This window comes from Nocardia yamanashiensis (genome assembly GCF_021183565.1).
In the GTDB taxonomy this organism is placed as follows: Bacteria; Actinomycetota; Actinomycetes; order Mycobacteriales; family Mycobacteriaceae; genus Nocardia; species Nocardia yamanashiensis.
Window position 1 is genome coordinate 1,815,972 of record NZ_CP089226.1, and the last position, 24,700, is coordinate 1,840,671.

The 24,700-nt window shown below is 66.8% G+C and carries 22 protein-coding genes and 2 pseudogenes; 12 read left to right on the forward strand and 12 right to left on the reverse strand.

Translation table 11 applies throughout. From position 1 onward, the window contains the following. Window positions 1-2: 2 nt before the first annotated feature. Window positions 3-590: a TetR/AcrR family transcriptional regulator gene (locus LTV02_RS08715; RefSeq protein WP_233039497.1), complete on the forward strand. Its 588-nt coding sequence runs from the start codon at window positions 3-5 to the stop codon at window positions 588-590. A 543-nt stretch (window positions 591-1,133) separates the two neighbouring features. Further along, window positions 1,134-1,433: a hypothetical protein gene (locus LTV02_RS08720; RefSeq protein ID WP_233039498.1), complete on the forward strand. Its 300-nt coding sequence runs from the start codon at window positions 1,134-1,136 to the stop codon at window positions 1,431-1,433. Window positions 1,434-1,507: 74 nt separating this feature from the next. Here the strand turns inward: LTV02_RS08720 and LTV02_RS08725 are convergent, their stop codons facing one another. Continuing rightward, a complete protein-coding gene (locus LTV02_RS08725; RefSeq protein ID WP_233039499.1) occupies window positions 1,508-3,319 on the reverse strand; it encodes a hypothetical protein in 1,812 nt (603 codons plus the stop codon). Further along, window positions 3,316-3,828 (reverse strand): hypothetical protein, encoded by a 513-nt coding sequence (locus tag LTV02_RS08730; RefSeq protein WP_233039500.1) that lies wholly within the window; start codon window positions 3,826-3,828, stop codon window positions 3,316-3,318. The genes LTV02_RS08725 and LTV02_RS08730 overlap by 4 nt, the downstream gene beginning before the upstream one ends. Window positions 3,829-4,167: 339 nt before the next feature. On the opposite strand from LTV02_RS08730, the gene LTV02_RS08735 reads away from it, so the two are divergent. Next, entirely contained in the window at window positions 4,168-5,799 is a 1,632-nt protein-coding gene (locus tag LTV02_RS08735; protein WP_067722743.1) for an ABC-F family ATP-binding cassette domain-containing protein, read from the forward strand. 236 nt (window positions 5,800-6,035) lie between these two features. After that, the gene (locus tag LTV02_RS08740) at window positions 6,036-6,284 is read left to right on the forward strand and encodes a helix-turn-helix domain-containing protein (protein WP_233039501.1); all 249 of its coding nucleotides are present in this window, start codon (window positions 6,036-6,038) and stop codon (window positions 6,282-6,284) included. Window positions 6,285-6,419: 135 nt separating this feature from the next. Here the strand turns inward: LTV02_RS08740 and LTV02_RS08745 are convergent, their stop codons facing one another. The 4 genes from LTV02_RS08745 to LTV02_RS08760 all read right to left on the reverse strand — a co-directional run bounded on the left by LTV02_RS08745 (window position 6,420) and on the right by LTV02_RS08760 (window position 8,975). Continuing rightward, window positions 6,420-7,382 carry a hypothetical protein gene (locus LTV02_RS08745; RefSeq protein ID WP_233039502.1) on the reverse strand — a complete coding sequence of 321 codons (963 nt, stop codon included), beginning with the start codon at window positions 7,380-7,382 and terminating at the stop codon, window positions 6,420-6,422. Window positions 7,383-7,393: 11 nt separating this feature from the next. Then, complete coding sequence (locus tag LTV02_RS08750; protein WP_067722738.1) at window positions 7,394-7,855, reverse strand: hypothetical protein; 462 nt, start codon at window positions 7,853-7,855, stop codon at window positions 7,394-7,396. A 193-nt stretch (window positions 7,856-8,048) separates the two neighbouring features. Continuing rightward, window positions 8,049-8,465, reverse strand: coding sequence for an acyl-CoA thioesterase (locus LTV02_RS08755; protein WP_067722736.1), 417 nt, complete (start codon window positions 8,463-8,465; stop codon window positions 8,049-8,051). 87 nt (window positions 8,466-8,552) lie between these two features. Further along, complete coding sequence (locus tag LTV02_RS08760) at window positions 8,553-8,975, reverse strand: cupin domain-containing protein (protein ID WP_408639393.1); 423 nt, start codon at window positions 8,973-8,975, stop codon at window positions 8,553-8,555. Window positions 8,976-9,121: 146 nt separating this feature from the next. Between LTV02_RS08760 and LTV02_RS08765 the strand changes: the two genes are divergently transcribed. After that, a complete protein-coding gene (locus LTV02_RS08765) occupies window positions 9,122-9,628 on the forward strand; it encodes a MarR family winged helix-turn-helix transcriptional regulator (protein ID WP_067722732.1) in 507 nt (168 codons plus the stop codon). A 4-nt stretch (window positions 9,629-9,632) separates the two neighbouring features. Here the strand turns inward: LTV02_RS08765 and LTV02_RS08770 are convergent, their stop codons facing one another. Together LTV02_RS08770 and LTV02_RS08775 are read right to left on the reverse strand one after the other, a co-directional pair. After that, entirely contained in the window at window positions 9,633-10,199 is a 567-nt protein-coding gene (locus LTV02_RS08770; RefSeq protein ID WP_233039504.1) for a TetR/AcrR family transcriptional regulator, read from the reverse strand. 183 nt (window positions 10,200-10,382) lie between these two features. Next, window positions 10,383-13,175: an aconitate hydratase gene (locus tag LTV02_RS08775; RefSeq protein WP_269821615.1), complete on the reverse strand. Its 2,793-nt coding sequence runs from the start codon at window positions 13,173-13,175 to the stop codon at window positions 10,383-10,385. Between the two features lie 199 nt (window positions 13,176-13,374). Here LTV02_RS08775 and LTV02_RS08780 point away from each other — a divergent pair, with 199 nt between their 5' ends. Then, on the forward strand, window positions 13,375-13,926 hold the full coding sequence (locus LTV02_RS08780; protein WP_233039505.1) for an Rv1476 family membrane protein: 552 nt from the start codon (window positions 13,375-13,377) through the stop codon (window positions 13,924-13,926). Window positions 13,927-14,164: 238 nt separating this feature from the next. Further along, the gene (locus LTV02_RS08785) at window positions 14,165-15,580 is read left to right on the forward strand and encodes an NlpC/P60 family protein (protein ID WP_269821616.1); all 1,416 of its coding nucleotides are present in this window, start codon (window positions 14,165-14,167) and stop codon (window positions 15,578-15,580) included. Between the two features lie 33 nt (window positions 15,581-15,613). Here the strand turns inward: LTV02_RS08785 and LTV02_RS08790 are convergent, their stop codons facing one another. Together LTV02_RS08790 and LTV02_RS08795 are read right to left on the reverse strand one after the other, a co-directional pair. After that, the gene (locus LTV02_RS08790) at window positions 15,614-16,489 is read right to left on the reverse strand and encodes a patatin-like phospholipase family protein (RefSeq protein WP_233039506.1); all 876 of its coding nucleotides are present in this window, start codon (window positions 16,487-16,489) and stop codon (window positions 15,614-15,616) included. A gap of 216 nt (window positions 16,490-16,705) precedes the next feature. Continuing rightward, on the reverse strand, window positions 16,706-16,981 hold the full coding sequence (locus LTV02_RS08795) for a hypothetical protein (protein ID WP_233039507.1): 276 nt from the start codon (window positions 16,979-16,981) through the stop codon (window positions 16,706-16,708). Window positions 16,982-17,209: 228 nt separating this feature from the next. Here LTV02_RS08795 and LTV02_RS08800 point away from each other — a divergent pair, with 228 nt between their 5' ends. Together LTV02_RS08800 and LTV02_RS08805 are read left to right on the forward strand one after the other, a co-directional pair. Further along, a complete protein-coding gene (locus tag LTV02_RS08800; protein ID WP_233039508.1) occupies window positions 17,210-18,316 on the forward strand; it encodes a trans-sulfuration enzyme family protein in 1,107 nt (368 codons plus the stop codon). A gap of 160 nt (window positions 18,317-18,476) precedes the next feature. Continuing rightward, window positions 18,477-20,813: pseudogene (locus tag LTV02_RS08805) on the forward strand ((Fe-S)-binding protein); the annotation flags it as partial. Between the two features lie 110 nt (window positions 20,814-20,923). Here LTV02_RS08805 and LTV02_RS08810 read toward each other — a convergent pair. Continuing rightward, entirely contained in the window at window positions 20,924-22,384 is a 1,461-nt protein-coding gene (locus tag LTV02_RS08810) for a DUF6882 domain-containing protein (protein ID WP_233039510.1), read from the reverse strand. Here LTV02_RS08810 and LTV02_RS39590 point away from each other — a divergent pair. After that, window positions 22,328-22,459: pseudogene (locus LTV02_RS39590) on the forward strand (hypothetical protein); the annotation flags it as partial. The gene LTV02_RS08810 and the pseudogene LTV02_RS39590 sit on opposite strands and share 57 nt — an antisense overlap. 29 nt (window positions 22,460-22,488) lie before the next feature. Here the strand turns inward: LTV02_RS39590 and LTV02_RS08815 are convergent. After that, window positions 22,489-23,109: a DedA family protein gene (locus tag LTV02_RS08815; protein WP_233039511.1), complete on the reverse strand. Its 621-nt coding sequence runs from the start codon at window positions 23,107-23,109 to the stop codon at window positions 22,489-22,491. Window positions 23,110-23,338: 229 nt separating this feature from the next. Between LTV02_RS08815 and LTV02_RS08820 the strand changes: the two genes are divergently transcribed. Both LTV02_RS08820 and LTV02_RS08825 read left to right on the forward strand, forming a co-directional pair. Continuing rightward, window positions 23,339-24,256: a short-chain dehydrogenase/reductase gene (locus LTV02_RS08820; RefSeq protein WP_233039512.1), complete on the forward strand. Its 918-nt coding sequence runs from the start codon at window positions 23,339-23,341 to the stop codon at window positions 24,254-24,256. Between the two features lie 176 nt (window positions 24,257-24,432). Next, window positions 24,433-24,660: a DUF397 domain-containing protein gene (locus LTV02_RS08825; RefSeq protein ID WP_067707974.1), complete on the forward strand. Its 228-nt coding sequence runs from the start codon at window positions 24,433-24,435 to the stop codon at window positions 24,658-24,660. The last annotated feature ends 40 nt before the right edge of the window (window positions 24,661-24,700 follow it).

A 24,700-nucleotide genomic window follows, 5' to 3' on the forward strand; every position in this document is an offset into this window, starting at 1 on the left:
CAATGCCAGCTGACGCACCGCTTGGACGTGGGCCGAAGGTCCGCGCCGCCGTACTGGCCGCGGCCATCGCCGAACTCGCCGAACAGGGCTACGCCGCCTGCACGGTCGAGAACGTGGCCAAACGAGCGGGCGTCCACAAGACCACCGTGTACCGCCGCTGGCCGGAACGGGACGGCCTGATCGCCGACGCGCTCTCCGAAAGCGTCACCGCCGACATCGCGATACCCGACACCGGTGCGCTCGAAGACGACCTGCGCGAGCTCGCCCGCGGCCTGGTCGCCTGGGTGAAAAGCCCGGGCGGACAAGCGGTACTGGCCGTCCTGCTGTCCGAGCGCATCGGCGCCACCCGCCCACCGGACGCCGTCCGGCACATCTTCCGCGACCGCATCCGCCAGGCCCTGCCGGTGGTCGACCGCGCGGTGACCCGCGGCGAACTCCCCTCCGGCATCGACCCGTCCGAGCTGGTGAAGGCCGTGGTCGCCCCGATCTACTTCCGCGCCTTGATAACTCGCGAGAAGCTGACCGATGCGACCGCCGACAATGCGGTCCGTCTCGCGCTCGCCGGCGCGCACAGCGGCGTTTTCGGCTGACGTGCCGGATCGCGGCCGATTCGACGACGCGATAGCGGCGCGGTAACCGGGCGGGCAGTGCCTGGAATGTCAGAATCGTCGAGTCGTCGCCGGTCGGCTGGTGGGTGTCGGAGGCCACGTGCTCGTGATCGAAGCCGCGCGGGGACGCCTCGACGCTGCGATTCGACGACAGAATCGGTCACCGCTGGGTCGCGGAACGGTGACGAGCGGCCGCGCCGGTTGCGGTAGCTGAAAAGTGTCTGTGAAATGAGGTGACACGTAAATCGACGAATGGAGCAGACCATGCGCTTACATCCATCCGCCATCTTGTTGATCGCTGCACCGTTGCTGGCGGTCACCGCGTGTTCGAGCAGCCAGCAGGCCTCCGACACCGCCACTTCCACCTCGGCAGCGGCGGCGACATCCACCCCGACCTCGACTCCGTCCGAGCCGGGCTGCATCGACAGTGAGGGTCACGGGCCGGACAATGGGCAGCCCTGTGAGGCGAATCCGGCCGACGGGCGGCGCGTGCCGCTCGGAACGAGCACTGGGACAAAGGTTCCCGTGCCCGCAGATGCGTATATGGCTATCTACGCGCCCGCCGACTGGGCCGCTGGCATCGCCTGTACGGTGACCGATGGCAACGGTCAGCCGCTGGAAGTCCGGGCCGCGGGTGCGGGTGCGCCCGCGGACAAGCAGTTCGAGGGCCGGACCTGGACGGTCGCGGCGACTTATGGGGCTACCCCGGGCGATTCGACGGTGAAGTGCGCCGAGCGGGCCGCCGGATCGGTGCCCGCCGATCAGGGTCCGCTGTGGGTGCGCGTGCTGCCCATCGGCATGAAGTTCGGCCAGCCCACGGGCTGATGCGGAGCGCGCCACGGTGCACTACCGTGGCGCGCCCGCTGGTCCGGCGGCCGGACATCGAGCGAGCGGGCTGCTCAGGGCCGGGTGAGGAAGTCGGCGATCAGAGCGCTTGCCATTTCCGGCATTCCATTGTTCTGGCGTTCGGCGGCGGTCACCACGTCGTAATGGCGATAGCCGGGGATGATCTTGGCATTGGCGGGGAGCAGGCCGGCGTATCCGGCGTTCTGGAGCGGTGAATCGCCCGCCAGCAGCGTGAGATTGCGGGCGCCGGCGGGGGTGCTCTGCCAGCGGTCGCCGTGCAGCAGGAAACTCAGGATGCCGCCGCTGCGGTTCTGGAGCCGGCGCAGTTCACCGTCGCGGCCGAGGCCGAGCGCGAAAACCGTGTCGGTGATGATGCGCAGCGGGGTGTACTGCTCGAAGAAATCGGTCGGTTGCCAGCCCGGATTCATGGCGTGCGCGAATTCCCGCATATCGGTGACCTCGTGGTCGCGGTCGGTCGGATTGCCGCGCACCGGATCGATGCCGTCGATGGTCGCGGCGGGCATCGCGTCGTAGTTCTTCCAGCCGCACAGCTGGCCGTGGGCGGCGGGGGTGTAGTTCTGGCCGTAGCCGACCCGCAGCGGAATGATGAACAGGGTCGGGCCGAGGATCGGCACCGAGGCCAGGCCATTGGGGACCGGATAGGTTTTGCCGGTGGTCGCGCAGTCGTAGAACCCCAGCCCGGCCTGCATGACGTATTCGGCGGAGTTCTGGTCGAACAGCATGCCGAGCATGGCGGTATTGGTGAGCCGGTAGTCGCGCGGCAGGTTGTTGCCGGTGAACAGGTCCAGGTAGTCCTTGCCGTACATGGCCCGCATCCAGGCCTCGCTGCGCAGGTCACGCGGCACCAGCGCGCCCAGCTCGCTCACGTCGTCGGGTTTCTGATCGGCGGCCATCCCGGCCAGCTGGTAGGCGTTCATGATCTCGCTCGCGGAGATCACCGGCAGCTGCGCGACGCCGAGCCCGTTCTTCAGCAGCAGATCGACGGCGTTCTTGATGACCCCGCCGACCGAGGACATGAGCAGATCCAGCGGCGGCGCCCCGGAGAACCCGGCCGGATCGGTCATGGCGAACCCGTCCACCGGCACGCTGCCGCCGCCGCACAGGCTGTAGCCGGCGTCCTCGGTGGTGGCGGCGTTCTGATCGAAGTCCCACGCCATCATCGGACCGACCAGGAACGCGCCGAGCGAATGGCCGCCGCACGAACTCTTGTGGCGGTCAGCGGGATTCGGCAGCAGGTATTCGATGACCGCGCGCCAATCGTCCATGGTGAGCGCGAGACCGTACTCGCCGAGATAGTTCAGGTCCTGCGAGGCTTGATAGCGGTAGGTGCGGCCGTCGACCGGCTTGCCGCCGAAGTAGTAGTCCGCCGCCACCCGATAGTCACCGGCGCGCTGGGCCGCGTCCCAGCCGGTGTGGTCCTCGGCGCAATTGGCGCGCCGGTCCAGGGAAATGTATTCCACGTGCTTGCCCGACGCCGCGGCCTTGCGAACCACTTGCGGGCCTTGCGGATTCAGGTTCGCCGCACCGGAGAAGGTGCCCGGCTGCATGGACAGCACCGCGTCGGCGTCCCCGGACTGCTCCGGGCCGCCCTTGGACCGGTACCGCACGAACGAGATCCAGTCGCAGGCTTCGGGATGCGCCATGCTCGAGTACGGACTCGGATAGTGCAGCCGCACATAGGTCGCCTCGACATCGTCGCCGAGCGCCGGATCGCCGCTGACCGGAATCACCTCGGCGCGATCGGCGCCCGGAAGACCGGGCGCGGCAGCCGATTCCGGCACTGCCACGCCGGTGCCCGCGAACACCAGCAACGCGGCCACGGGAATCGCTGAAGTCCACCTCACCGCAGGCTCCCCACGAAATCGGCCAGCGTCTGCGCGCTGAGATCGGTCTTGCCGTCGTTCCGCACCGACGCCGCGCCGATGGTGTCGACATGGCTGTACCCGGGCAGCGTCACCACCTGCGCCGTCGGCGGTGGCGGCACCGCTCGCGTACTGGTGCGGATCACCCGCTCCATGCCCCCGGTGGTCTCGTCGAGGCACGCGCTGCGCCGCGCCAGCGCCCAGAACTCGATATTCCGGCCCGAAACGTGCGCGGCCGCAACGGTATTGGCCGCTACGCTGTCGGAGTTCACCGCGCCGCCGATGGCCCCCGGCTGCTGCACGATGACATGGTCGGCAGCGGCGGAACTCTCCGGCCCGCCGACCGGGCGATAGCGCAGATATCCGGTCCGATCGCACTCCGGCGGATGCGCCGGAGCGCTCGAGGCCATGGCGGCGGTCGGCAGGACGGGCGAGCGCCGCACCAGGCGGCGGAGCGGACGTCTCGGGGGACGGGAGGCAAGCGAAGCCACGAAGCGGCTCCTTTCGAGTGCGAAGGTCCGACGACCGGTATCGGAACCGCTGACCACGTCGTCGCGCTTCAGCACATCACCCCGCTGACGAGGCAACTATTCGCAAATCTCAGAAAGTTCGGCCTGGCGATAGTGCACGTGCCCGAACCGGCTCGGTGCTCGCCGGCGCAGGGGCGCTGTTCGTGCGCGTGGCGCCCGTCGGCGCGATGTGGGCTAGAACCCACGTGCTGAGGCGTGGGCCGCCGCGGGCATTGGGTAAAATCGGTGGTCTTGTGTGTCGAATGCACGCACAATCGTTCAGCTAATGCCTGGCAGCCCGCTTTTACCGAGGAGACGCTTGTGATCACCGCGACCGACCTGGAGGTCCGGGCCGGAGTCCGCACCCTGCTGACGGCGCCGGGCTCCGCGCTGCGGGTACAGGCCGGTGATCGGATCGGCCTGGTGGGGCGCAACGGTGCGGGCAAGACCACCACGCTGCGCATCCTGGCCGGTGAGGGAGAACCTTACGCGGGCAAGGTCATTCGCTCGGGCGAAATCGGATATTTGCCGCAGGATCCGCGCGAGGGCAACCTCGACATCCTCGCCAAGGACCGGGTGCTGTCGGCGCGTGGACTCGACACCCTGCTGCGGGACATGGAGAAGCAGCAGGCGTTGATGGCCGAGGTCGCCGACGACAAAGAGCGCGACAAGGCCATTCGCAAGTACGGGCGGCTGGAGGAGCGCTTCTCGGCCCTCGGCGGCTACGTGGCCGAGAGCGAGGCCGCGCGGATCTGCAACAGCCTGGCGCTGCCCGATCGGGTGCTGAACCAGCAGTTGCGCACGCTGTCCGGTGGTCAGCGCCGCCGAATCGAGTTGGCGCGCATCCTGTTCAGCGCGTCCGACGGCAGCGGCGGAAAATCCGACACCACCCTGCTGCTGGACGAACCGACCAACCACCTCGACGCCGACTCCATCAACTGGCTGCGCGGCTTCCTGCAGAACCACGACGGCGGGCTCATCGTCATCTCCCACGATGTGGAACTGCTCGGCGACGTGGTCAACAAGGTGTGGTTCCTCGACGCCGTGCGCGGCGAGGCCGACCTGTACAACATGGGCTGGAAGAAGTACCTCGACGCCCGCGCCACCGACGAGCAGCGCCGGGTCCGCGAGCGCGCCAATGCCGAGAAGAAGGCGGCGGCGCTCAAGCAGCAGGCGGCCAAGCTCGGCGCGAAGGCCACGAAAGCGGCTGCGGCACACCAGATGGTCAAGCGCGCCGAGCGCATGCTGGCCGAGGCCGATGACATCCGCGTGGCCGACAAGGTGGCCCGCATCAAGTTCCCCGAACCCGCGCCCTGCGGCAAGACGCCCCTGATGGCCAAGAATCTGACCAAGCTCTACGGTTCGCTGGAGATCTTCACCGGCGTCAACCTGGCCATCGACCGTGGCAGCCGGGTGGTGATCCTCGGACTCAACGGTGCGGGCAAGACCACCATGCTGCGCCTGCTGGCCGGCGTGGAGACCCTGACCGCCGGCGAGATCGATCCCGGCCGCGGCCTGAAGATCGGCTATTTCGCCCAGGAGCACGACACCCTGGACGATCAGGCCACGGTGTGGGAGAACATCCGCCACGCCGCGCCGGACGCGGGCGAACAGGATCTGCGCGGCCTGCTCGGCGCGTTCATGTTCTCCGGCCCGCAGCTGGAGCAGCCCGCGGGCACGCTGTCCGGTGGTGAGAAGACCCGTCTCGCACTGGCGGGCCTGGTTTCCTCGGCCGCCAATGTGCTGCTGCTGGACGAGCCCACCAACAACCTCGACCCGGTCTCGCGCGAGCAGGTGCTGGACGCGCTGCGCAGTTACGCGGGCGCGGTGGTGCTGGTGACCCACGATCCGGGTGCGGCCGAAGCCTTGAATCCGGAACGGGTCATCATGCTGCCCGACGGTACCGAGGATCACTGGTCCCAGGAGTATCTGGAGCTCATTCAGCTGGCCTGAGGTCCGCCGCCCTCCTCCGGGGCACGGGAACCGCAGTCCCGCAACGAGATCCACGCAACCATCCAGACGGTTTGAAACCCAACGGGTTTCGACCGTCTGGTCGGTGTTGGGCCCGAATTCGGTGCTGATTGACCGGTCTGTGAGGATTGCGTGATTCCGATCACACCGATTCATTGATCACGGCCGCTCGAGTCTCTAACCTGGAATGAGGCGCCCACGGCGACTCGGAGGAAGTCATGAGTGACAGGCCCGCACAGGGTAAAGCCGCATTGGGTAAGGGCACGCGCGTCACCGGAAAGTCTCGGGACCGCTTGCAATCCCAGCTCAAGAAGCAGTACGAGGCCGGTGCGAGCATACGCTCGCTGGCCCGGGAAACCGGGCGGTCGTACGGCTTCATCCACAACGTGCTAGTGGAGTCGCATGTGCAACTCCGCAGCCGCGGTGGTGCGAATCGGCGAAAGGCCGGTAAGGCCGCCAGTAAATAGCCTGGGGGTGAAGCTCGCCGGTCGAGCGGTGAAAGCCGCTCGACCACTTGCGATTTCGTGTGGCATCGGCCGGTACTGCGCCGGCTCGCCACCGAGTGTGCGTCCCGGTTGTGCCCCGGTCGCCGGCCTGCGCGGTCAGCGACCGTTCACGGTGCCGTCGCCGTACACCAGCAGGTTCGACAGGCTCTGGAAGATCGGCAGCCCGGTCTTGATCTCCAGGTAGGCGAACTGGCCCTGCGGGTTCACCTCCAGGAACCAGAACTCGCCGTCCCGGCCGACGCGCAGATCCAGCACGCCGAAAGCCAGTCCCAGCGCGCCCATCAGCGTGGTCAGGGACTTGCTCACCGAGGCGGGCAGGCGGTCGGCGGTGAACGCCACCGAGGTGTCCAGGCGCGAATCCACCCGCCCCACACCGGATTGCGAGTCGATCCGCACCACCCATTCGATGCCGTCCACCCACACGATGCGCAGATCGCATTCGGCGTGCACGTAATCCTGGAAGATGGTCGGCGAATCGCTGATCGTCGTCAAGCGGGGCAGATCGGCCGGCGTCACGATGCGCGTCTCGGTGAACGCGCCGCGCCCGGTGCCGGTGCGCTTGTAAACCACTGGACCGGGCCGGGATTCGATGAAGCCGCGCGCCTCGTCCGGATCATTGGTGATGAGCGTTTCCGGCACCGCGAACCCCGCGCGATGCGCCGTCTCCAGCTGCACGATCTTGCGGCTGGCGGTGCGGTCGGCGCCCGGGTCGTTGACCCACAGCGCCGGCATGGACCACAGCAGGCCCTGTAGGAAGCCGTCGCATTCGGCGCGGCGGTAGGCGTCGTCCTCGGCGCGGGCGCTGACCGGCACCGCGCACGGATGCGGGCGCCGCCACCAGACCGAGGTGACATCGTCCAGACCCAGGACATGGGACAGTGAGCGGGCGGTGCCGTCGCGGCCGAGGCGGAAAGTGCCGTGCTCGCGCGGGAAGTCGCGCATATCGAGTCGAATCGCGGTGTGCGCGTGATGCTTCCGCAGCGTGGCGGCGAGCGCGTCGCCGTGCAGGTCTTCGGCTTCGGTGACGATGAGCACCGACCCCGTGATGCGGGGGGCCATGCGGGGAACCGTCAATCCAGGCTGTCGCAGGCGACGCCGTCGTCACTGCCGTTGTGCGAGCGGGTCTGGACGCAGGTCATGGTGGCCCCGCCGATGCCGGGCGCGGGCGCGAGTTCGAGTCCGCGCGCCCAGATTTCGGTGAGCCGCCGCAATTCGTCGTCGCCGCGGGCGGGGGAGTACTGCTGGGGCAGGGTCAGCGGGCGTTCGGTCCGCTCGATGCGACGGCGCTGCGTGAAATCGGCTGTGACGCCGTCACGCACCCGCACCAGCACCGGACGGCCCTCGCAAGAGCCCTGCGCCACCGCAATATCCCAGTCGGTGACTTCGACGATATCGCTCCACCGGAAGGTCCAGGTGCCGTCGGAGACGCGCACGCTGACATGACGGTCGGTGGCTGCTACGAGGTAGCCGGATAGCGGTGGCGCGATGGCCCCGGGCGGGGCCGAAGTGCTGCGGTGGAGGGCGCCGGTCATGCTGAACTCCGATCTGCTCGGGATTTGCTGCGGGGCCGAGCGTGATCTGAATCATATCCCGCTACGCCCGCTGATCGGTCCGCATCGAGAGATTTCCGCGCACCCGGCAAACTTCGCCGGGTGCGCGGAAACCACTTGGGCCTAAAGATTTTCGCTCCGCGCCGGGGTGGACCCGCAGGCGCTCAGCGACTGCTCAGAGACCGAGTACCTCGGGCGATTCGGCGATCTCGCGCAATGCCGCCCCCGGATCCGCAACCAGTTTGCGGGCTCGTAGATCCATCACCCCGCCGACCACGTCGATCTGCGCCGATACGGTCCCGTCCAGCTTGGTGACGAGCTGGTGCATCTTGAAGATCTTGCCGCCGGCCCATTCGAACTCGCAGCTCACCGTGACTTCGTCGCCGCCGTGCAGCTCACGGAAGTACTTGATGTTGTTCTCCAGCACGATCGGCCCGATGCCGGAGGCGATCATCTTCTCCTCCTGGATACCGGCCGCCCGCAACAACTCCCATCGGGCGTGCTCGGCGTACTGCAGGTATACGGCCTGGTTGAGGTGGCCGTTGATATCGAGCTCATAGCCGCGAACGGTGACGGGAACGGAGAAAGCCATATAACCCACAACTCGCTGCCGACCGGTCGCATTTCCGAGTATGCCGTGGTCTGCGGCACATTTTCGGCGATTGCCGAGCTATCGGGCCTACTTGCGGTTGGCGTTGCGTTCACGCCACCAGTCCGGCGCGTCCACGAAATGGTTGTCGTACTCGTCCTGGGCCGCGGCCAGCTCCTCGAAGCCCGACTCGCCCTTGCTGATGCGGTCCAGTAGCCGGAAATAGCCGAATCGCTCGACGCCGGGCATGAGCGCGATCATGATCCGCGCCCCGCTGTCCGGGGTGGCGCCGAAGGCGTGCGGCATGAGCTTCGGGACGATGATCGACCCGCCCGCGCCGACGGTGACGATCTCGTCCCCGGCCAGCAGTTGCAGTTCCCCGTCCGCGACGTAGAACAGCTCGTCGGACAGCGTGTGATAGTGCGGCGCCGCCCCGTCCGCGCCCTGCGCCATGGTGACCTCGAGGGTGCTGACCGCACCGTGCGCCTCATTGGCGTCGATCAGCAGTCGCATGGTGACCGCGGGCGTCACGAGCACCTCGCCCTGCTGTGGCTGGCGGATGATGACCGGGCGCGAGGTGGTGTTCATGGCAGGCTCCGAACTATTCGGTGATTTATAATTCGCTACCGAACTATATCGGACCGAATAGAATCCTGTCCATGGGTGAAGCGAAGGAAGACGCGGTGGATGCCATTACGGCGCAGTGGCGGCGGGAACGACCGGACCTCGAGCTCGAGGCGATGAGCATCATCGGCAGGCTCGGACGGCTCTCGGTCGTCGCCGGTCAGCGGATCGAAGCCGTCTTCGCCGCGCACGGTCTGCAACGCGGCGAGTTCGATGTGCTTGCGGCGCTGCGTCGTTCGGGGGAGCCTTACGAGCTCAACCCGTCGGTGCTCGCGGATACGCTCATGCTCTCGCGGGCGGGTATGACGGGCCGATTGGATCGCCTGGAATCGGCGGGCCTGGTGCGGCGCAATGCCGACGCGGGGGATCGGCGGGCGGTGAAGGTGGCCCTGACCGATCGCGGCCTGGAACTCATCGACCTGGTGGTCACCGAGCACGTGGAGAACGAAACCGCCTTGCTCTCGGTGCTTTCCGCGCCGGATCGGGCGCAGCTCGACCGCATCACCAGGCTGCTGCTGGCGGACCTGGAGGCCCGCCCCTGAACGATTACTGCTTGCGCCGGACCGAGGCCTCGACGAGATCCAGCACGGCTTCGAGATTGTCGTTGGCGTGCCCGGAGGCGATCCGTGCGATCAGACCGTCCAGCACGAGATCGAGATAGCCGAGCAGGACCTCGGTAGGCACATCGTCGCGCAGCGCGCCGGCGGCCTTGCGGCGCTCGAGGCGGGCCACGGTGGCGGCGGTCAGCTCGACCGAGCGCTCTTCCCAGTTGGCGCGGAAATCGGGATCGTTGCGCAGCCGGCGGGCGATCTCCAGCCGGGTGCCCAGCCAGTCGAAATCCTCGGGGTGGGCGAGCATATCGCGCATCACCTGGATCAGACCCTGGGTGGCCGCGACCTCGGCCATCCGGCCCGCGTCCTCCTGGGCCAGCGCGAGGAACAGGGCGTCCTTGTCGCGGAAGTGGTGAAAGATGGCGCCCCGGGACAGTCCGGTGGCCTCTTCGAGGCGACGCACGGTCGCGCCCTCGTAGCCGAACTCGGCGAAGCAACTGCGGGCTCCGTCGAGGATCTGGCTGCGCCGGGCGGCGAGGTGGTCGTCACTGACCTTGGGCACTGGGCTCCTCCGAAACGTGTTGTGCGGGATCTCCGTACCGATCTTGCGACCGGGACGGAGATCCCGCACGAGCGACGAGCGAAGCGATCCGGATGGATCGCGTGGCGGGCGCCGGTGAAAACCGGTGCCTGCCACCACAACTCGGCTGTGAAACAGCCCTTCACAGCCGAGCGGCGGGCAATACTAGCCGCGAATCATGTTGCGCAGCACGAACTGCAGGATGCCGCCGTTGCGGTAGTAGTCGGCCTCACCGGGGGTGTCGATGCGGACGACCGCGTCGAACACGACCTTCTCGCCGTTCTCCTTGGTGGCGGTCACCTTCAGAGTCTTCGGAGTCACACCCTCGTTCAGCTTGGTGATGCCCTCGATGTCGAAGGTTTCGGTGCCGTCCAGGCCGAGCGACGCGGCGCTCTCGCCCTTCGGGAACTGCAGCGGCACGACGCCCATACCGATCAGGTTGGAGCGGTGGATGCGCTCGAACGACTCGGTGATGACGGCCTTGACGCCCAGCAGGCTGGTGCCCTTGGCGGCCCAGTCACGCGAGGAACCCGAGCCGTACTCCTTGCCGCCCAGCACGACCAGCGGGATGCCCGCGGCCTGGTAGTTCTGCGAGGCGTCGTAGATGAACGCCTGCGGGCCACCGGGCTGGGTGAAGTCGCGGGTGTAACCGCCCGAGACGTCGTCCAGCAGCTGGTTGCGCAGCCGGATGTTGGCGAAGGTGCCGCGGATCATGACCTCGTGGTTGCCACGACGCGAACCCAGCGAGTTGTAGTCCTTGCGCGCCACGCCGTGCGAGTCCAGGTACTGCGCGGCCGGGGTGCCCGGCTTGATCGGACCGGCGGGGGAGATGTGGTCGGTGGTGACCGAATCGCCCAGCAGCGCCAGGACGCGCGCGCCCTTGATGTCCGCAACCGGAGCCGGCTCCATCTGCATGCCGTCGAAGTACGGCGCCTTGCGGACGTAGGTCGAGTTCTCGTCCCACGCGAAGGTGTCGCCCTCGGGGGTGTTCAGGCCCTGCCAGCGCTGGTCACCGTCGAACACGGTGGCGTAGGACTTGGTGAACATGTCCCGGCTGATCGCCGACTTGATGGTGTCGTCGATCTCCTGCGCGGACGGCCAGATGTCCTTGAGGAAGACGTCGTTGCCGTCCTTGTCCTGACCCAGGGCATCGGTTTCGAAGTCGAAGTCCATGGTGCCGGCCAGGGCGTAGGCGATGACCAGCGGCGGGGAGGCCAGGTAGTTCATCTTGACGTCCGGCGAGATACGACCCTCGAAGTTACGGTTGCCCGAGAGCACCGCGGTGACCGACAGGTCGTTGTCGTTGATCGCCTTGGAGATCTCCTCCGGCAGCGGACCGGTGTTGCCGATGCAGGTGGTGCAGCCGAAGCCGCCCACGTAGAAGCCGAGCTTCTCGAGGTACGGCCACAGGCCGGCCTTCTCGTAGTAGTCGGCGACGACCTGCGAGCCCGGGGCCATATTGGTCTTGACCCACGGCTTGGAGGACAGGCCCTTCTCGACCGCGTTGCGCGCCAGCAGGGCCGCGCCCAGCATGACCGACGGGTTCGAGGTGTTGGTGCAGGAGGTGATGCCCGCGACCACGACGGCGCCGTGATCGAGCACGAAGTCACCGCGCTCCGGATCGGAGACCTTGACCGGCTTGGACGGACGGCCCGCGTTGCCCACGGCGGCGGTCGGCAGACCGTTGTCGTCGAAGGCGGTGCCGGGGGCGACCGGATCGCTGGCCGGGAAGGACTCCTCGATCGCCTCGTCCAGCGCGGTGTGCGGGACCGGATCGTTGGTGTAGGTGCGGATGTCCGAGCGGAACGCGCTCTTGCTCTCCGACAGCAGGATTCGGTCCTGCGGGCGTTTCGGGCCGGCGATGGACGGCACCACGGTGCTCAGGTCCAGCTCCAGGTACTCCGAGTACGCGGGCTCGTTGTCGGCGTCGTGCCACAGGCCCTGTTCCTTGGCGTACGCCTCGACGAGCGCGAGCTGCTCGTCGCTGCGGCCGGTCAGGCGCAGGTAGTTGATGGTCTCCTCGTCGATCGGGAAGATCGCGGCGGTGGAGCCGAATTCGGGGGACATGTTGCCCAGGGTGGCGCGGTTGGCCAGCGGCACCTCGGCGACGCCCTTGCCGTAGAACTCGACGAACTTGCCGACCACACCGTGCTTGCGCAGCATGTCGGTGACGGTGAGCACCACGTCGGTGGCGGTGACGCCCGGCTTGATCTCACCGGTCAGCTTGAAGCCGACGACGCGCGGGATCAGCATGGAGACCGGCTGGCCCAGCATGGCGGCCTCGGCCTCGATGCCGCCGACGCCCCAGCCCAGCACGCCCAGGCCGTTGACCATGGTGGTGTGCGAGTCGGTGCCGACACAGGTGTCGGGGTAGGCCTGGCCGTTGCGGACCATGACGGTGGGGGCCAGGTATTCGATGTTCACCTGGTGCACGATGCCGACGCCCGGCGGGACGACCTTGAAGTCGTCGAACGCGCCCTGGCCCCAGCGCAGGAACTGGTAGCGCTCGCCGTTGCGCTGGTACTCCAGGTCGACGTTGCGCTCGAGGGCGTCGGCGGTGCCGAACACGTCGAGGATGACCGAGTGGTCGATGACCATGTCGGCGGGGGAGAGCGGGTTGACCTTGTTCGGGTCGCCGCCGAGGGTGGTGACGGCCTCACGCATGGTGGCGAGGTCGACGATGCAGGGCACGCCGGTGAAGTCCTGCATGATCACGCGGGCGGGCGTGAACTGGATCTCGGTGTCCGGCTCGGCGCTCGGGTCCCAGTTCGCGAGGGCGCGGATCTGGTCGGCGGTGATGTTCGCGCCGTCTTCGGTGCGAAGCAGGTTCTCCGCCAGCACCTTCAGGGCGTAGGGCAGCTTCTCGGTGCCGGGCACGGCCGCGAGGCGGAAGATCTCGTAAGAGTTGCTTCCGACCTCGAGGGTGCCTTTGGCGCCAAAAGTATCGATACTCGTCACGTTCAGCTCCACTCGTCTGTGAATGGGGGCCACCGGCGGGGCTGTGCCGATGGCTCGTCGAGGCGCGGGCCTCGTCCGGTTTCCAACCCTAACAGTACGCTTGTCCTGTGAACGCATCGGGGAGGTCCCCGGGCATCGGAAGCAGCTTACGGCGTGCCGTGGTGAGGTGATGTGACAAGCGGTCGCGTACTGTGCGTTCGTGACCGTCTCGCGTAACGCGGTTTTCAGCCCGCTGAAGGCGGAGCTACCGCCGAACACCGACCTGAAGTCGATCCGCCTGGATCTGGCCGACAATCACGTCGCCGCGCCCAAGAATCGGGACCAGGACGGCCTGGCCGCCATCGCCGCCGAGGCGCGCGAGCACGGCATCGATCTCAATATCGTTGTGGTGCAGGGCAACCCCGGCATCGAGGCGAACCTGCGCGATCTGGCCACCGAGGTGGGGGTGCAGGAGCACGGCACCGTGCTGGTGCTCTCCGACGATTGGGTGGGTACCTACAGCGACACCTTCACCCGCGCCCGGCTGGAATGGGCCGAGGACAAGGCCAAGTATCGCGGGCCCGAGCACACCGAGGAGGCGGCGCGGGTCTTCGTCGATCGCCTGGAGCAGCCCGAGGGGCTTTCCTGGACCGTCATCACGCTGATCGTGCTGGCCGGGCTGATCGCCGTCATCGGCGGGCTGTACGTGGTGAAGACCAAGCGCGCCAAGACCGATCCGCCCTCGGAGCGACCGCTCACCCCGGTGGGCTGAACGCTCCGTTCGCACTGACCCTCCAGTACTGACACGCCGAACCGCCGGAAATCCTTCCCGCAGTTCGGCGTTTCGCGTTGCTGGAGATATGCCGCCTGATCAGGCAAATTGCTAGCAACGTCTGAATTACACCTTTGTCATTGTGGCGTGGCTGAGCCACCCGCTAATCGAAGTGACGTACGGTTTCGCGATGGCACGGTTGGGGATGAAGTGCCGGATGGGACTCCAGGGAGGTGTGATGCGACGACCGGCATGGGGGCGGATGCGCCCGGTTCATGTCGCCACAGAGTTGCTGATCGCGGTGCTGGTGCTGGCGGTCGGCATCGGCGCCGGACACGCGGCGCCGCCACCGCCCAATCCCAGCGACAGCGAGATCGCCGACGCCGGAGCACAAGTCGACGCCGGAGTCGGCCAGGTCGGTGCGCTCATCAACCAGGTCGCGACCGCCGAACAGCAGCTGCAGCAGCTCGACGATGCCGTGGCCGTGCGCCGTGAAGCCGTCAACAAGGCCCTGGTGGACCTGCAGATCGCGCGTGATGCCGCCGATGCCGCCGCCCGCGCGGTCGCCCAGTGCCAGACCGATCTCACCGCCGCCGGCGTGAAAGTCGATGCCGCCCACGGTGACTTCGACAAGTACGTGACCCAGGTCTACATGCGTCCCGGCTCGAATTCGCTGGTCAACTATCTCGCGGCTCCCACGCCGGAGATCGCCCTGGACCGCGCTCAGATCCTCACCATCAAATCCCTGAACCAGCAGCAGGTGGTCAACGGCCTGCGCCGCGCCCAGGTCGATCAGGCCAACAAGACCGCCGTCGCCCGCCAGGCACAGCAGACCGCCGACGCCGCCGCGGCCGATGCCGACGCCAAGAAGACCGAAGCCCAGAACGCCGTCACCACCGCCCAGGCCGAACTGAACCAGCAGGCCGCTCGCCGCAACGACCTGGTGGCCCAACGGGATTCGGCCCAGCAGCGCCTGGACGCCGCCCGCGCCACCGTCACCGGCCTGCAATCCCAGCGCGACGCCTACACCGCCTGGGAAAACCAGCGCCGCGCCGACGAGGCCGCGGCCCGCGCCGCCGCCTCCGAAGCCGCCGCCCGCGTCAACGCCGACCACCGCGCCAACGGCCTCGCCAACGACGCCGGCGCCGGCCACCGCCCGCACTCCCTCATCGACAATTCCCCCGCCCCCTCCCGCTCCGGCCAGCAAGCCACCCGCCCCTCCGGCTCCCGCTCCCAGCTCATCGAAGTGGTGGTGGACCGAGCCATGGCCCAGTTGGGTGAGGACTACGCCTGGGGCGGCGGCGACGAATCCGGCGCCACCCTCGGCATCCGCGACGGCGGCGTAGCCGACTCCTACGGCGACTACGCCAAAACCGGCTTCGATTGCTCCGGCCTGATGATCTACGCCTTCGCCGGCATCGGCGTCTCCCTCCCGCACTACAGCGGCTACCAATACACCATGGGCTCCCGCGTCCCCGTCTCCGAACGCGAACGCGGCGACATGCTCTTCTGGGGCCCCGGCGGCAGCCAACACGTAGCCCTTTACCTCGGCAGCGGCAAAATGGTCGAGGCTCCCCAATCCGGCGAAGTAGTCCGAGTCTCCCCGGTCCGCGAAGACGGCATCATGCCCTACGCGGTCCGCATCATCTCCTGACGCGCAGCCATTCCCTTCGGGTCGGCGTCCTGCCTACTGCCAACCTGCGTCGGTCAATTGCTTGGCCAAGTCGTCGGCCTGGCGAATGCCAGCCCGGTATGCCACCGGCCAGCCTGCGAGGGGATCTGGATGGATTGCGTAGGTGTTGAGGATGTCGATGGTCGCCGCATCCGGACCGAAGCGCACGACGGTGCCGGTCTCTGTTGCCGCCAGTTCGGCTTGCACCAGTTCCGGTGGAAACCGGTGTGCCAGCGGCTCGATGACGACCGCGATGTCCGAGTCCGCGGCCAGGTCGGCATTGGTGGGCGACCACACGCCACCGTCGATGTAAAGGCGGTCCCCAACCACGACGGGCGGAAAGGCTCCCGGGAATGAGCGGCTCGCGGTGACGGCGGTGGGCAGCGGTACTCCGCTGTCACTACCCCACACGTGCCGCTGGCCGGTGGCAGCGTCTACGACGGCTACTCGCAGCCTGTCGTCCGGCCAGTCGCTGCCGCCCACCAGCCACTCGATCGGTGCGAAATCGCTTGGCTGCGCGGGAGCTTCGGCCATCGCCAAACGGCCGACCTCGCGTCGTGCGGCGTCCCGGTCCCGGGACCGATCGAAAAGTACGCCGAACACGGTGGCTACCAGTTCGAATTTCACTACCGAAGGCGGTTGGGTGCTGCCGGGTGGTCGCGGATCGTCGGCGAAGGAATCGAGATCCCGGCCCGCGACCAATGCGGCGCCCACCACCGCGCCTGCGGATGTGCCGATTATCGAGTCGGCCGCCGCCAAATCGATGCCCCGGCGGCGCAATTCAGCGGCCAGTCCCGCCATCCACGCCGTGCCGGGAATGCCGCCCCCACCCAGTATTACCGAGCGCCGTCCCGTTTCCCCGGACGCTCGATCGACCATGCGACTCTCCATGCCGCGATCCTAAATGACCACGGCCGCAATGAAAGTCGAGAATTGGATAGTTTTGACCGGTAGCCGACACTGCGCAGACAGCCTCGTCGATGTCCACTGCGGCACTCCATTGTGTCGAGCCCCGACTTCCGGTGCTCCAATAGAGTCGCTCGCCGGAGGGTTGCCACGCGACCGGGAAACTACGTATCGAGTACTTATTTCAGTGAATATTCGAGGTCAGGTGGGGGTCGGGCAGAAAGGCTCACAAATCGCGGGCGGAGCTGGGGGTGGCGTCTCATCGAATTCGGCGTGGTCGACGAGGATCGCGATCAGCACGACCGCCCCGATCACCAACCCCGCCGTGATCGCTACGACCGCCCAATTGAGCCGCGGAAAACTGAAGACCTCGGTCCCGTCGTCCAGCACGAGCAGTACCACCGCCGCGCTACCCGAGGACCGGGCCAGTTGCGACAGCACCGCTCCGCGCCACCAGTTTCCGGTTCTTCCAGCCACGAGCCTGATCCAATACTCCGCAATCCGTCATGATCGACACTGTCAACGCTACGCCTGACCTGGGGCGATAGCTTTTCCCTATGCACTGTATGGCATTACGGGATCAGTACGGTTCGGTCTGCATCGGAGATCGAAATGGCTGCGGCGGATAACCGAACGCGCGGTGAACCAGTCTTTGCCGCCCTGCACAATCCGCAATCGCCGCCTGTCGCTGCTTACAGTGCAGGCATGACGCCTGATCTAGATCCCTCCACCGTTGTCGTGCACGCCGGCCGGCCCGCTCGGGTCCCGGACGCACCGCTGGGCGGGTCGCCCGTTTTCAGTTCGACCTACATCGCGGGTGGCGATATGGGCTATGGCCGTTTCGGCAACGACGCCTGGACGGCGCTCGAGGAGACCCTCGGCGCGTTGGAAGGCGGACGCTGCCTGAGCTTCGCCTCGGGGATGGCGGCCGCCGCCGCGATCTGCGACCTGGTGCCGGTCGGTGGGCGCGTGGTGGCGCCGCAGCATGCCTACAGTGGTGTGCTCGCGCTGCTGGATCAGCAAGCGGCGACGGGGCGGCTCACGGTCGACCGCGTGAGTGTTGTCGATACTGCCGGGGTGTCGGCCGCGGTCGCCGGTGCGGACCTGCTGTGGATCGAGTCGCCTACCAACCCTGCCATGGAGGTCGCGGACCTCCCGGCACTCGCGGCGGCGGGCCGTGCCGCGGGCGCAACGGTCGTGGTGGACAACACCTTTGCCACTCCGCTGCTGCAACAGCCGCTGTCCATGGGCGCCGACATCGTGCTGCACTCGGCGACCAAGTTCATCGCGGGTCACTCGGATGTCGTACTCGGCGCTGTCGTCACCAACTCGGATGAGCAATGGGCGGCCCTGGAATTGCGCCGTCGAAGCCTGGGCGCGATCCCCGGCCCGATGGAGGCCTGGCTGGCGTTGCGCGGACTGCGCACGCTCGCACTGCGATTGGAGCGCGCCCAGTCGAACGCCGCGTTCCTGGCGACGCGACTGCTCGAGCATCCGCGTGTGAGCCGGGTCCGCTACCCCGGTCTGCCGGACGACCCGGGCCATGCCCGAGCGGCAGCGCAGATGTCCGGCTTCGGCGCCATCCTCGCCTTCGAACTCGGCGGCGATGCTGCCGGGGCTCAACGGGTCTGCGAAAGCACCGACCTCTGGGTGCACGCCACCAGCCTCGGTGGCGTCGAGTCCATGCTCGAACGGCGGCGGCGCTGGGTCATCGAAGTCCCGACCATCCCGGCCGATCTCATCCGCCTGTCGGTCGGCATCGAACATCCGGATGATCTGTGGGCCGACTTGGCGCAGGCCCTGAAGTCCTAGCGCCGCACCGCTGATGCCGAAGCAGCGTGCCGGTGTCCGAATGATGCTTCCGCGCCGGGGGAATCGGTGGTAGCTTGACTTCCGACGGTTAAGTTACTGGCGGGTAACATGTACTTGTGTTGCCGTGCAGTGCATTTCGGATGCAGGGGGGTCGAGGGCTGTGAATGCCGCGACGATTACATTGGGGACCATCGGCGCTGTGATCACCGCGTTGTGCTGGGCGACGTTGTTCGTCGGCGCGCGGCGGATGGTGCGGATCATCGGTGCGGGACAGGCGGATCGGTCGCGGTGGCGGCCGGTTCTGCCGCGGGTGCGGACCGTGCTGGTGGAGGTCGCGGCGCATACCCGGATGAACAAGTTCCGGACCGTCGGATGGGCGCACTGGCTGGTCATGGTGGGGTTTCTGCTCGGGATGGTGCTCTATTTCGAGTCTTACGGGCAGACATTCGATCCGGAGTTCGGCTGGCCTTGGGTGAGCGAGACGTACGGGTATCACCTGCTGGAGGAGATACTCGCGCTCACAACGATTGTCGGGATCCTCGCGCTCATCGCCATTCGGCAACTGAATCATCCGCGACGGCCCGAGCGGCTCTCGCGGTTCGGTGGGTCGAATTTCAAGGCCGCGTACGCGATCGAGGCGATCGTTGTGGTGCACGGGGGCAGTGATGTGCTGGTGAAAGCGGGCCGGATCGCCACCTACGGGGGCGGGCACGCGTCCTCCGATTTCGTCACGATGCAGTTCGCACGGTTGCTGCCGGTCAGTCCCGTGCTGATCTCGGTATTCGCGTTCGTGAAGATGCTGGCCGGTGCGGCATTCCTGGTGCTGATCGGGCGCTATCTGACGTGGGGTGTTGCGTGGCATCGGATTTCGGCGTTCGCGAACATCTACTTCAAACGCGAGCGTGACGGCGGGGTGGCGCTCGGAGCGGCCAAGCCGATGATGTCGGGCGGTGTGGTGCTCGATATGGAGGCCGCCGACCCTGATGTGGATGCGTTCGGGGCGGGCAAGGTCGAGGACTTCAGCTGGAAGGCATTGCTGGACTTCACCACATGCACCGAATGCGGGCGCTGCCAGAGCCAGTGCCCGGCATGGAATACCGGAAAACCGTTGTCGCCCAAGCTGCTGATCATGTCGCTGCGCGATCACACGTATGCGAAGGCTCCGTACCTGCTGGCCGGGAATGATGAGAAGAAACTCGGCAAACTCACCGAAGCTGAACGCGCGGAAGGGGAGCGGCCGCTAGTCGCGCACGGAGACGGGGCCATCGATCCCGAGGTGTTGTGGTCGTGCACGACCTGTGGTGCGTGTGTGGAGCAGTGCCCGGTCGATATCGAGCATGTCGATCACATCATCGATATGCGCCGGTATCAGGTGCTGATCGAGTCGGAGTTCCCGTCCGAGCTCGCCGGGTTGTTCAAGAACCTGGAGAACAAGGGCAATCCGTGGGGTCAGAACGCCAAGGACCGGCTGAATTGGATCTCCGAGGTCGATTTCGAGATCCCGGTCTTCGGTAAGGACGCTGATTCCTTCGACTGCTATGAATACCTGTTCTGGGTCGGGTGCGCCGGCGCGTATGAGGACCGGGCGAAGAAGACCACCAAGGCCGTCGCGGAACTCCTCGCTACGGCGGGTGTGAAGTTCATGGTGCTGGGTCAGGAGGAGACCTGCACGGGTGATTCGGCGCGTCGTGCGGGCAACGAGTTCCTGTTCCAGCAGCTGGCGATGCAGAACATCGAGTTGCTCAACAGTGTGTTCGAGGGTGTGGAGCAGGCGAAGAAGAAGATCGTCGTCACCTGCGCGCACTGCTTCAACGCGCTCAACAACGAGTACCCGCAGGTCGGTGGCACCTACGAGGTGGTGCACCACACGCAGTTGCTGAATCGTCTGGTGCGGGCCAAGTCGCTGGTGCCGGTGTCGCCGGTGGCGCAGAACGTGACCTATCACGATCCGTGCTACCTGGGCCGGCACAACAAGATCTACAACGCGCCGCGTGAGCTGATGGAGGCTTCGGGCTCGACGCTGGTGGAGATGCCGCGTCACGGTGAGCGTTCGATGTGCTGTGGTGCCGGTGGCGCCCGCATGTGGATGGAAGAACAGCTGGGCAAGCGCATCAACGTCGACCGTGTCGATGAGGCGCTGTCCACGCTCAATGGTGGTAACGAGCCGTCGATGATCGCGACCGGTTGCCCGTTCTGTCGCGTGATGCTGACCGATGGTGTCACCGCGCGTAAGGATGGTGGCGAGGTCGGTCAGGGTGTCGAGGTGGTGGATGTGGCGCAGCTGATGCTGCAGTCCATCGACCGCATCGAGGCCGCGCAGCTGACCGAGAACCTCAAGGTTGTTCAGCAGCCCAAGGTCGAAGAGCCCGAACCGGTTTCCGAGCCCGAGCCCGCCAAGGCCGAAGCAGCCGTCGCCGAAGCTCCGGTGCCCAAGGAGGAATCGAAATCCACCCTGGCGAAGGGCCTGGCAATGAAAGGCTCGGCCAAGGCCCCGGGCAAAGGACTGACGATCACCGGCTAGGCTGACCCCGCTGGATCGAAATGCGCAGCGCTGCTGAGATATTCGATCCGCAGCGAGCGCGCCGCCGTCTACGGCTGATATCCCGATCAGCCGCGCGTGCCGAGCGCACCCATGATGTCGTAATGGGTGCGGATGAGGCCACCTTCTGAACCGTATTCGGCACGCAATTCGTAGAGGCCGAACATCGCGCCGGTGAAATACGGTTCGCCGACGTAAAGCATCGGCAGACCGTGGTATTCGAGGAAACCCGAGACCATGGCCCGCATGGTCGGATAGCGATTGTTGGCACGGGTCAGCGGATGGAGCATGTCGGCGGCGTTCTCGAGAATCGCGCAGGCGTGGTCGGGGTCGGTGCCGCGCGCCGAGATGCGGGGATCGGTGAGGGCCAGGTTGACGTAGCCGGTCGCGGTGGGAGCGAACAGCCAGCCGACCGCTCCGCCGCGGTGGACCGCCGCGGCAGCCAGCAGGTTCGCGATATTGGCGGGCTTCTCCTGGCTGTGCAGCGGAACCTGTTGGGCGGCCAGGTGATCGGCCTCGTGCTGGGTAGCGATCGCGCGAAGGGTATCGACGCCCTGGAAAGCGGAATCGGACCATTCCCAGAGTTGGCGCTGGGTATCGAAGTGGCCGATTTCGGCGGCTTCGAAGGTCAAATCGGGCCGTCCGGCGTAGCAGAAGCGGCCGGAGGCGCGATCCCAGACCGGTTGGCGCTGGGGAAGTTCGGCGAGAGCGGGCTCGGCATCGAGCAGGACGCCGCTCATCCCCATAGCGATGGCTGCCCCGGGCGCGAGCACGGGCAGTAGTGAATCGGGAATGAAACCGGGAGTGGCCCCGCGCGGAGCCCGGCCACCGGTATTGATCACCCGCTCGGTCGTGCCACGCAACAATTCGCCGGCGGCCCGTTCGAAAATGGCACTGCGCTCCGGATCCGCCACCGCCACCGGCACCGACTCGTCATCGATCATCAAATAGGTGTACGCGCGCCCACCATGATTGAACTTAGTCATCCCCCGCACACCCAGCACCGCCTGCGCCAGCAACGCCAGCTGATCAGCCGCCAGCCACGGATCCTCGAACCGATTCAAATCAACCAGCGCACTCGTCAGTTCCGGCACCTCATTCCGAACGCCGATCTCCCGCAGCCGATTCGCATGTTCCGTCCCCGCCCACCCCCGCAGCTGATCGTTCGCCCACGCCCACAGAAACGTCCCGTCCTCCGCAAACGACCCCAAATGCCCCGACCGCCCGAACTCCCGCCCCCCGATCCACACCTTGGCCACCTCCGCGTCCACACGGGTATGTCCCAGCGGAATCGCTTGCGAGAAAGCATCGTATTGTTCCATGGCTCCGCGCAGGCTCCCCCGAGCGAGAGACGTCAAAGCATCACTGAATGTCTCCACGCCCCGGACGCTACCAGCGCGGCGCACTGTGACCGCTTGTGATAGCCGCGCCACCCGGCCTGGTTCCACAATCTCCGGAAGAACCCCCGCGTAACTGTCGAATCGGTCAACGCGCCGGAACCGGGCTTGGCGCAGCAGCTTCGCGCCCATTGCCTCGATTTCTGTGGAGCTCTGAGCCGGCATCACACTTCGAATACGAGGAACAGGCGATCGTTGCAGCGTTGAATTCACTCGAGACCGGGACACTGCAGTGACTACTGGATCGGTTCAGTGGCGGCGTGGCGGTGTTTGTGCCATTTCCAGTAGATCAGGGCGAGGATTGCGACAATCGGGAGGGCGATGATGAGGTCCGAGTTGACCTGGTGGGCGATGGCTGTGACCGATTGGCCGAGCAGGTAGCCGGCCGTGACCAGGGCGGAGCCCCAGAGGATGGCGCCTGCGGCGGTGGCGAGGAGGAAGCGGCGGAAGGGCATGGGGGACATGCCGACCAGTTGGGGGAGCATGGTGCGGAAGAAGGTGCTGAAGCGGCCGAAGAGGATGGCCCAGGCGCCGTGGGTCTGGAGGAAAAGGCCGGCTCGGTCCAATTGGGTGCGGTAGCGCTGGAGGATGGTCCATTCCAGGACTCGGGTGCCGTAGCGGCGGCCGAGGAGGTAGCCGGTGGCGGCGCCGATGATGGCGGCGGCGATTACCAGGGTGAGGGTTTGGGGGAGGCCGAGGTGGCCTTGGCCGGCGGCTGCGCCGGCCAGGATCGCTCCGGTGTCGCCGGGGACCAGGAGGCCGAGGACCATTGCCTCCTCGGAGAAGACCAGGAGGGCGACTACGGCGTAGGTCCAGGCTGAGGGGAAGGCGAGTAGTCGCTGCACCAGCGAATCCATGGCGAATACGGTAATCGGGGGGTTGTGGGTTTGCGGGGAACCGGGGTGGGAATGGCGGGGTTGTCGAAAAATCGAATCGGACCGTCGGGCTGGCGAATTGTCGGGGGTGCTGCGGAATGTATTGCGGCGCTCTAGGATTCGGGTTCTGAAGGAATGGACTGTGGGATTCGGTGGCGATCAGCGGCGATGTCTTCCGGACCGGTTCGAAAGCCGGAGAGGAGCATTGACGATGGGCCGATTGGAATTGAACGGCAAGGTGGCGCTGGTGACCGGGGGGACCCGGGGGATCGGGTTGGCGACCGCGCGGGCGCTGCGGGAACGCGGGGCGCGGGTCGCGATTATCGGACGGGATGGTGAGAACGCGGCGAAGGTGGCCGCGAGCTTGGGGGACGGGGTGCTCGGGCTGGGGGCGGACGTGGGGGATCGGGCGGCGGTGGAGTTGGCGGTGGCGGCAACCGTCGAGCGATTCGGGCGGTTGGATGTGGTGGTGGCCAATGCGGGGGTGACGGCGCGGCTGGCCACGGTGCGCGCCATGCCGCCGGAGGAGTTCGAGAAGGTGGTGCGGGTCAACCTGCTGGGCGCGTACTACACCGCGCACGCGGCGCTGCCGCACATTCTCGAGACGCGCGGTCACATCTCGCTGGTGTCGTCCATCTACGCGTTCACCCAGGGTGCGTTCGTGGCCCCGTACGCGGCCAGCAAGGCCGCGGTGGAACAGTTCGGGCGGGCGCTGCGGGTGGAGCTCGCGCCACACCGGGCGAGCGTCACGGTCGCCTATTTCGGGTTCGTGGACACCGACATGGTGCGTTTCGAGGTCGACACCGACCCGCTCGGAGTGCGCGGAACCGGTTTGGTGCCATGGCCGTTGAATCAGCACCTCACCCCGGAGCAGGGCGCGGAGGCGCTGATTCGCGGCATCGAGCAGCGGTCCGCGCAGATCATCGCGCCCAGCCAGTGGTCGATCCTGTCGCTGCTGCGCGGCATCGTCAATCCCGGCGTGGACTTCGTGATGTCGAAGCTGCCGCTCATTTCCGAACTGGTAACGCAGGGCGATAGCCAGGGAGTCGCTGATCCGGCGCCCGTGGATCCGCCGGAGCGGCCCGCTGATCGGAAGGAAGCCGCCCTGCGCGGTGGCCGCGTCGAGTGATCTTTCTTGTCGGTGGGTCGCCGTAGAGTTGCGTACATGGGAAATTCGGTGCGCCGGCGGGCGGGCCCGGGCGAATTCAGTTGCGCAGCCGCCGGTTCGGATATCACTGTGTGTGTCGTAAGCGATTCACGTGCAGGGTCATGGGGAGTGGCCCTCCGGGGGAAGGAATGAATGCCATGAACGGCAACAAGATTCGCGGGGAGCATCGCGGCGGCCCGAGGTTTGCGAAGAGCAGCTTCAGTTACGGCGGCGGCGATTGCGTCGAGGTCGCGTACCACGACGGCCGGATCGCGTTGCGTGACTCCAAGGATCGGTACAGCCCGACCTTGTGGTTCACGCGATCGGAGTGGCGGGCATTCGTGTCGGGCGTACGCGCCGGCGAATTCGATTTCGGATTGTTGTGAGGCAGGTGGTGTCGCAGCGAATTCGCTGCGACACCACCAC

Excerpts from the sequence above, each read along its gene's own strand:
- LTV02_RS08755 (WP_067722736.1), bottom strand. The coding sequence starts at position 8,465 with ATGGCTTTCTCCGTTCCCGTCACCGTTCGCGGCTATGAGCTCGATATC.
- LTV02_RS08810 (WP_233039510.1), bottom strand. The coding sequence starts at position 22,384 with ATGGGCGCGAAGCTGCTGCGCCAAGCCCGGTTCCGGCGCGTTGACCGA.
- LTV02_RS08790 (WP_233039506.1), bottom strand. The coding sequence starts at position 16,489 with ATGGAGAGTCGCATGGTCGATCGAGCGTCCGGGGAAACGGGACGGCGC.
- LTV02_RS08800 (WP_233039508.1), top strand. The coding sequence starts at position 17,210 with ATGACGCCTGATCTAGATCCCTCCACCGTTGTCGTGCACGCCGGCCGG.
- LTV02_RS08715 (WP_233039497.1), top strand. The coding sequence starts at position 3 with ATGCCAGCTGACGCACCGCTTGGACGTGGGCCGAAGGTCCGCGCCGCC.
- LTV02_RS08750 (WP_067722738.1), bottom strand. The coding sequence starts at position 7,855 with ATGACCGGCGCCCTCCACCGCAGCACTTCGGCCCCGCCCGGGGCCATC.
- LTV02_RS08785 (WP_269821616.1), top strand. The coding sequence starts at position 14,165 with ATGCGACGACCGGCATGGGGGCGGATGCGCCCGGTTCATGTCGCCACA.
- LTV02_RS08820 (WP_233039512.1), top strand. The coding sequence starts at position 23,339 with ATGGGCCGATTGGAATTGAACGGCAAGGTGGCGCTGGTGACCGGGGGG.
- LTV02_RS08815 (WP_233039511.1), bottom strand. The coding sequence starts at position 23,109 with ATGGATTCGCTGGTGCAGCGACTACTCGCCTTCCCCTCAGCCTGGACC.
- LTV02_RS08760 (WP_408639393.1), bottom strand. The coding sequence starts at position 8,975 with ATGCGACTGCTGATCGACGCCAATGAGGCGCACGGTGCGGTCAGCACC.
- LTV02_RS08740 (WP_233039501.1), top strand. The coding sequence starts at position 6,036 with ATGAGTGACAGGCCCGCACAGGGTAAAGCCGCATTGGGTAAGGGCACG.
- LTV02_RS08745 (WP_233039502.1), bottom strand. The coding sequence starts at position 7,382 with ATGGCCCCCCGCATCACGGGGTCGGTGCTCATCGTCACCGAAGCCGAA.
- LTV02_RS08765 (WP_067722732.1), top strand. The coding sequence starts at position 9,122 with ATGGGTGAAGCGAAGGAAGACGCGGTGGATGCCATTACGGCGCAGTGG.
- LTV02_RS08825 (WP_067707974.1), top strand. The coding sequence starts at position 24,433 with ATGAACGGCAACAAGATTCGCGGGGAGCATCGCGGCGGCCCGAGGTTT.